The following is a 6,639-nucleotide window of genomic DNA, read 5'->3' as shown; positions in this document are numbered from 1 at the left end:
TTTAGTTTTTAAGAAGGGCCTATAGCTCAGCTGGTTAGAGCGCACGCCTGATAAGCGTGAGGTCGATGGTTCGAGTCCATTTAGGCCCATTAAAAATCTTTTTGGTTTTTGGGGAAGTACTCAAGTGGCTGAAGAGGCGCCCCTGCTAAGGGTGTAGGTCGGGAAACCGGCGCGAGGGTTCAAATCCCTCCTTCTCCGTTTTTTGATATATGGCCCGTTGGTCAAGCGGTTAAGACACCGCCCTTTCACGGCGGTAACACGGGTTCGAGTCCCGTACGGGTCATTTTGAGACGTTTTAAACGTCTCTTTTTTTTTGTGGCTCTTCGTCAAATCGTGTTGGTGGAGACAAATTTGAATAAAACTTAGTCCGAAAAAAATAAATGTTTATCTGTTAATTCGAGTAATTTTCTAGTATGATTATCCATTGAGAGACTCCTTTGGTAGGGTGATGTTTTGGTCGACTAAATTTTACCAAAAGTGAGTCTCTTTTTGAGTTGAAACGAAGAAAAAGTGTTGGTAGAAAATCGAAGTCGATTTTTCACCAACACAAAATATTATAGAACCTTTTTTGTTTGAAAACGAATTTCCATAAATTTTCAGGTTTAATGACGGTTTATTAGTGACAGAGGCTATTTTTCTGTTATAATCGAGACGTTGCAAGTTCCCGATAGGCTCTGAATTATTCAGAGATTCCTTGTAACCGAATAAAAATTAGGGGGAATATTTATAATGGAAGAACGTCGTTTATTTACATCTGAATCAGTTTCAGAAGGACATCCGGATAAGGTTGCTGATCAAATCAGTGATGCTATTTTGGATGCAATTTTAGAAAAGGATCCAAAAGCCAGAGTTGCATGTGAAACGTCTGTAACGACTGGGCTTGTTTTAGTTTTTGGAGAAATCTCTACTTCGGCGTATGTAGATATCCAAAAAGTGGTGCGCGAAACGATTAAACGCATTGGTTATACAGAGTCAAGATTTGGGTTTGATGGTGACAATGTTGCTGTTTTAGTGGCAATCGATGAACAATCACCGGATATTGCACAAGGTGTTGATGATGCTTTAGAAACTCGTGGTAAAGAAGAACTATTGGATGATATCGGTGCTGGAGATCAGGGACTAATGTTTGGTTTTGCGGTGAATGAGACACCTGAACTGATGCCACTGCCTATTTCATTGAGTCATCATTTAGTGAAACGTTTAGCTGATTTGCGCAAATCTGGGGAGGTAGCTTATTTTGGTCCAGATGCAAAGTCTCAAGTGACTGTTGAATACGACGAAAATGGAAAACCATTGCGTGTTGATACAGTTGTTATCAGTACTCAACACAATGATGCTGTTGATAACGAGACGATTCAAAAAGATGTCATGGAAAAAGTAATCAAACATGAAATTTCTGCTGAATTATTGGATGATAAAACGAAATATTTTATTAATCCCACAGGTCGTTTTGTGATTGGTGGGCCTCAAGGGGATGCGGGATTGACTGGACGTAAAATAATCGTTGATACTTATGGTGGTTATTCACGTCACGGAGGCGGTGCTTTTTCTGGGAAAGATGCAACTAAAGTAGACCGTTCTGCATCTTATGCGGCTCGTTATATTGCGAAAAATATTGTGGCTGCTGGTTTAGCAGAAAAAGTAGAGGTGCAGCTTGCCTATGCGATTGGCGTGGCACAGCCTGTTTCTATTTCAGTCAATACCTTCGGAACAGCAAAGGTTACTGAAGAAGCATTGATTGGTGCTATCCGAGAAAACTTCGATTTGCGTCCGGCAGGAATTATCGAAATGCTTGATTTGTTGCGTCCAATCTATAGCGACACAGCCGCTTATGGACATTTTGGTCGAACAGACGTGGATCTACCTTGGGAGCATATCGATAAAGTCGAGGCGTTGAAGAAAAGTTTGAATCTAGAATAAATCGTACAGACATAAAATGTTTATGGAGTTCACGAGGCGGTTTCTATTGATCATTGATTGATAGAACTGTCTCTTTTTTTAGGCATTTTTGTTCTGCCTTATGAGAAATAAGTTATACTTCTATGTTAAAGTAACTAAAGATTGAAAAATAGATTTGGAGGAAAAAATGAATAGAAAAACAAATGTGAAGGTTGTGACTGCTGGAATATTTATCGCGACATTTATGTCTGCGATTGAAGGTACAATCGTGACGACGGCCATGCCGACGATCGTGGGTAGTTTACATGGAATTGAAATTATGAACTGGGTATTTTCCATCTATTTATTAACAAATGCGATGATTACACCGATTTATGGAAAATTGGCAGATAAGATTGGTAGAAAACCAATTTTTATTGTTGGTATTTTATTATTTGTTTTAGGATCGGCATTATGCGGGATGTCTAATGAAATGTTGACGTTGATTATTGCTCGTGGGATTCAAGGAATCGGTGCTGGAGCAATTATGCCCGTGTCTTTGACAATTATTGCCGATCTCTATGATATTGAAAAGCGGGCCAAGGTTTTGGGGCTGACGAGTGCGGCTTGGGGCGTTGCTAGTGTTTTTGGTCCTTTAGCTGGTGGTTTGATCGTAGATACGATTGGGTGGCATTGGATTTTCTTTATTAATGTACCAATTGGACTGGCTTTGATCGGTTTGCTGCAATATTTCTTTATTGAAGAGAAAAAAGAGCATCAAGCAAAAAAGATGGATATATTCGGAAGCTTGTTCTTGATGCTGACACTTTTAAGCTTATTATTAGGTTTTCAACTGCTAGGTGATGAAGGTCTTTCGTTATCAGTTATTGCTTTATTTGCAGTGAGTATTTTCTCATTGATACTCTTTATTCGAACAGAAAAACGAGCAGAAGATCCTGTGATAAATTTGAAGCTGTTCAATAACAAGACATTTGCTAGTGTGAATGTTGTCGCGGCTTTAATTAGCGGCTTTTTAATGGGACTGGATGTGTATATTCCTATGTGGATGCAGGGAGTCCTAGGAAAGCCAGCCGGAATTGGTGGTTTGGTCTTAGCGCCGATGTCGATTGTATGGATGTACGGTTCCTTTTTATCAGGTCAATTATTACGTAAGTATTCTGCAAAATGGATTATCGTTAGCGGCTTGATTATTATCTTGATCGGTGGAGGAACGTTAGTGGTATTGCCGCAACAAAGTCCTTTTTGGCTATTTTTCATCATTATGGGTGTCTTAGGTGTTGGTTACGGATTATCCGTTACAACGACAACGGTGGAAGCGCAGGCCAGTGTACCGAAGGAAGAAATCGGGGTGGCAACTTCTTTCAATACGCTTTCTCGTACAATCGGTCAAACAGTCATGGTTTCACTTTTTGGAATTATTTTGAACGTTGCGAACGTGCAGCAGCTAACAAAAGCTGGGATCACGGATCTGGATATCATGAATCGTTTGATTAATCCTCATACGGCTTTACAGATTGAGTCGAACTTGCGAATGGAACTACGTAATATTCTTTTTGCCAGCCTTCATTGGATATATTTTGTTGGGTTATTGCTGATTATTTTTGCCTTGATTTTTAGCTTTATGGTTGGCAAACAAACGAGAAGTGTTAAACTGAATGAAGAATAAAGAACTGGGGGATCTAGCTGAATGGCTTTTTTACAGGTGAATGTCTACTCGAATGTTTTACAAATGGAAGTAGCAATGAACGTGATTTTGCCACAAACGACGCATAAGAAGATTGGAACGGAAACCATTGGTGTAAATGAAGATGTTCCGGTCTTATATTTATTACACGGCATGGGTGGCAATCATAGTGTCTGGGAACGCCGGACTTCAATCGAGCGATATGTGGCTGAATATCAGATGGCAGTGGTGATGCCCTCGACGGATCTTGGCTTTTACACTGATACAACGTATGATATGAACTATTGGACGTTTGTTTCGGAGGAATTGCCAACGATTGTCCATGAGCTCTTTCCACAATTGACTCATAAACGAGAAAAAACTTTTGCAGCTGGGTTATCCATGGGTGGCTATGGTGCATTGAAACTAGGCTTGGCAAAACCAGAGAATTTTGCCGCGGTGGCTTCTTTATCGGGGGCAGTGGTTTTATCTGATGTAGAAAGTTTATTGCTGGTACGAAATGAAGCTTATTGGCAAGGAATCTTCGGACCCTTGGATCAGATCAAAGGGTCAAAAAATGATCCTTTGCGATTATTGGATGAACTGGTTGATAGCGGAAAGACAGCACCACGCTTTTTCTTGGCCTGTGGAACAGAAGATGATTTGTTCCCGGCTAGTCAATACATGGCTCATAAACTGAAGCAAAAGAACCTCAATGTAACCTTTGAAGAAGGAACTGGGAAACATGATTGGGTATTTTGGGATACTTGGATCAAGCGTGTTCTAGAATGGTTGAATGAAAAGAGTGACTGATCGTTTTTGATCAGTCACTCTTTTTTAGGTATATATGTTGTAGCAGATGATAGTTTCAATGTGAAATAGCTTCTACGCACAATAAAATCGGTGGATTATTCTTTTGATTGATAAATTGATAATTTAATACGCTGAATTTTTCCTGCGGTAATGCTCGGCAATAATGCAGGACTTCGTTTTTTTCAGCTTCTCCACCTTCGTGTCCATAATAAATGACGATGATCATGCGACCACCAATGGTTAACCGTTTTAAGATGGCGGTCATAGCTTGTTTGGTCGTTTCGGGCAAGGTGACGATCTGTTTATCGCTTTTTGGTAGGTAGCCGAGGTTAAAAATTGCGGCTTTAATTGGTTGGTCAGCTGAGATTTTTTCTTCAATCGTTTCATGTCCAGCAAGATATAGCGTTGTGCGCTCGCTATAGTCAGAAATTTTGTCACGAGTATTTTGTAACGCTTGCTCTTGGATATCGAAGGCGTAAACTTGACCGGTTGTACCGACGAGTTCTGCTAGAAATAACGTGTCATTGCCATTGCCCATCGTAGCGTCAATGACGTGATCACCTTCGTTTACTATTTCCTTCAGCAATTGATGACTATACCGCAGAGCTGTTAGCAGCATGAGTAAATGCCCCTCTCAAAGCAAATTTTCCTTGATAGGAATCACGACGAATCAATTCTTGATCAATCGCGTTTAAAACTTCCCATTTTTTTAAACTCCACATGGGACCAATTAATGAATCCCACGGAGCGTCACCGGTCAAGCGATGAATAATAATTTCTTGAGGAATCAGCTCTAATTGATCGCAAATGACAGAAACATAATCGTCTTTGCTCATCAGTTGTAAATGTCCTTCTGCATAATCCCGCAGCATTTTGGTATTACGCATCAAATGCAGAAGATGTAGTTTGATTCCTTGAATATCGGAATCTAAAATCGTTCGGCGAACATTTTCCCGCATCATCTCTAATGACTCACCCGGCAGACCATTGATTAAGTGAGTGCAAACATTGATATTATGTTTACGTAGACGCGCGACTGCATCCACATAAGTTGGATAGTCGTGAGCACGATTAATCTTATCACTAGTACTTTCATAGGTTGTTTGCAGGCCCAATTCAACCCAAAGATATAAACGTTGATTCAATTCAGCTAAATAGTCCACCACTTCTGGCGGCAAACAGTCGGGACGAGTACCAACAGATAACCCAACGACACCAGGAAGATTGACAACCTGCTCAAAGCGTTCGCGGATTACTTCTACAGGGGCGTGGGTGTTTGTAAAATTTTGAAAGTAAACGATGTATTGATTGACATGGGGCCATTTTTGATGCATCATGTCGATTTCTTTGTGAAACTGTTGAGGCAGCGGATCACTTGGTGCAACAATCATATCACCAGAACCAGAAACGCTGCAAAATGTACAGCCGCCATGGGCAACCGTACCATCACGGTTGGGACAATCAAAACCACCATCAACGGGAACCTTAAAAATTTTCCCACCGAATTGTTGGCGCAAGGCATAATTCCATGAATGGTAACGTTTGGTTGGATCGTCAGTATATTGAAAAGTCATTTAATTTCTCCTAATCGTTTTTAGATCATAGATTAATTTTTTCTGTTTGTAATAAGGATACGTGAATAGTAGCCAACTGCTACCAAAAAGCATTCCAGCGAGGACGTCGCTTGGATAATGAACACCAAGATAGATACGGCTGATTATAATACTTAGAATCAATAAACCAACGACGATCTGAGCAGTCAAACGTGGTGTTTTTTCTTTGAAGAATAGAGCAATAACAAAAATCAATGTACCATATAATAAGGTACTAGCTGTTGCGTGACCACTAGGAAAACTAAAGCTGTGCTCTGTCACCATGTGGGGCAAGATCGTTGGGCGCGCTCGATGAAAGAAAAGTTTCAGCAGATGATTGCCGATACCACTAATCAATGCCATAGTAATGGCTAACCAAAGGGCCGTAATCTTTTGTTTATTGAAATAGAATAAACCAACAAATACCAATGTTAAGATGACAACGGTAATTGGATTAGCAAATTTTGTCACCCATAAAAAATAGCCGTTCATCTGCGGATACAGCTGATGGACCGCATGGATGATACTCCGATCAAAACCATTTAATGTTTCTGGATAAAAACGGACGATGTAACACAGTGCCGCAAAAAACAGCAGGGTAAAACTGCCGATTAATTGATAGATTGATTTATTTTTCATTGTTTTCTCTGATTCATCCTTTCTAAACAGAAG

At 40.2% G+C, this 6,639-nt stretch carries 6 protein-coding genes, 3 tRNA genes and 1 riboswitch; of the genes, 6 read left to right on the top strand and 3 right to left on the bottom strand.

The genetic code is table 11. The features are described 5' to 3' along the window. Positions 1–15 precede the first annotated feature (15 nt). The 6 genes from OMU_RS17395 (at position 16) to OMU_RS17370 (ending at position 4,375) form a co-directional block, all read left to right on the top strand. Positions 16–89, top strand: a tRNA-Ile gene (locus tag OMU_RS17395). Positions 90–110: 21 nt separating this feature from the next. Beyond that, a tRNA-Ser gene (locus tag OMU_RS17390) sits at positions 111–198 on the top strand. Between the two features lie 13 nt (positions 199–211). Continuing rightward, positions 212–283 (top strand) — tRNA-Glu (locus tag OMU_RS17385). Between the two features lie 366 nt (positions 284–649). After that, positions 650–732: riboswitch (SMK box riboswitch) on the top strand. Next, positions 730–1,920, top strand: a complete 1,191-nt coding sequence (gene metK, locus OMU_RS17380) for a methionine adenosyltransferase (RefSeq protein ID WP_016181181.1) — start codon at positions 730–732, stop codon at positions 1,918–1,920. It overlaps the preceding riboswitch by 3 nt. Before the next feature lie 166 nt (positions 1,921–2,086). Next, positions 2,087–3,565, top strand: coding sequence for an MDR family MFS transporter (locus OMU_RS17375; RefSeq protein WP_016181180.1), 1,479 nt, complete (start codon positions 2,087–2,089; stop codon positions 3,563–3,565). Positions 3,566–3,586: 21 nt separating this feature from the next. Next, positions 3,587–4,375 carry an alpha/beta hydrolase gene (locus OMU_RS17370; RefSeq protein WP_016181179.1) on the top strand — a complete coding sequence of 263 codons (789 nt, stop codon included), beginning with the start codon at positions 3,587–3,589 and terminating at the stop codon, positions 4,373–4,375. 55 nt (positions 4,376–4,430) lie between these two features. Here OMU_RS17370 and mnmM read toward each other — a convergent pair whose 3' ends face one another. The 3 genes from mnmM to OMU_RS17355 are packed head-to-tail and all read right to left on the bottom strand — an operon-like array spanning position 4,431 to position 6,606. Next, on the bottom strand, positions 4,431–4,994 hold the full coding sequence (gene mnmM / locus OMU_RS17365) for a tRNA 5-(aminomethyl)-2-thiouridylate-methyltransferase MnmM (RefSeq protein WP_016181178.1): 564 nt from the start codon (positions 4,992–4,994) through the stop codon (positions 4,431–4,433). Beyond that, positions 4,969–5,949: a tRNA modification radical SAM protein MnmL/YtqA gene (mnmL, locus tag OMU_RS17360; protein ID WP_016181177.1), complete on the bottom strand. Its 981-nt coding sequence runs from the start codon at positions 5,947–5,949 to the stop codon at positions 4,969–4,971. Before mnmL ends, mnmM begins: the two co-directional genes overlap by 26 nt. Further along, positions 5,950–6,606, bottom strand: a complete 657-nt coding sequence (locus OMU_RS17355) for a phosphatase PAP2 family protein (protein ID WP_016181176.1) — start codon at positions 6,604–6,606, stop codon at positions 5,950–5,952. It lies immediately after the preceding gene. Positions 6,607–6,639: the final 33 nt, after the last annotated feature.

Origin of the sequence: Enterococcus avium ATCC 14025 (genome assembly GCF_000406965.1) — a bacterium.
Classification (GTDB): domain Bacteria; phylum Bacillota; class Bacilli; order Lactobacillales; family Enterococcaceae; genus Enterococcus_A; species Enterococcus_A avium.
The sequence above is the reverse complement of the archived record's forward strand: the minus strand, read 5'-3'. Positions and strand labels throughout refer to the sequence as shown.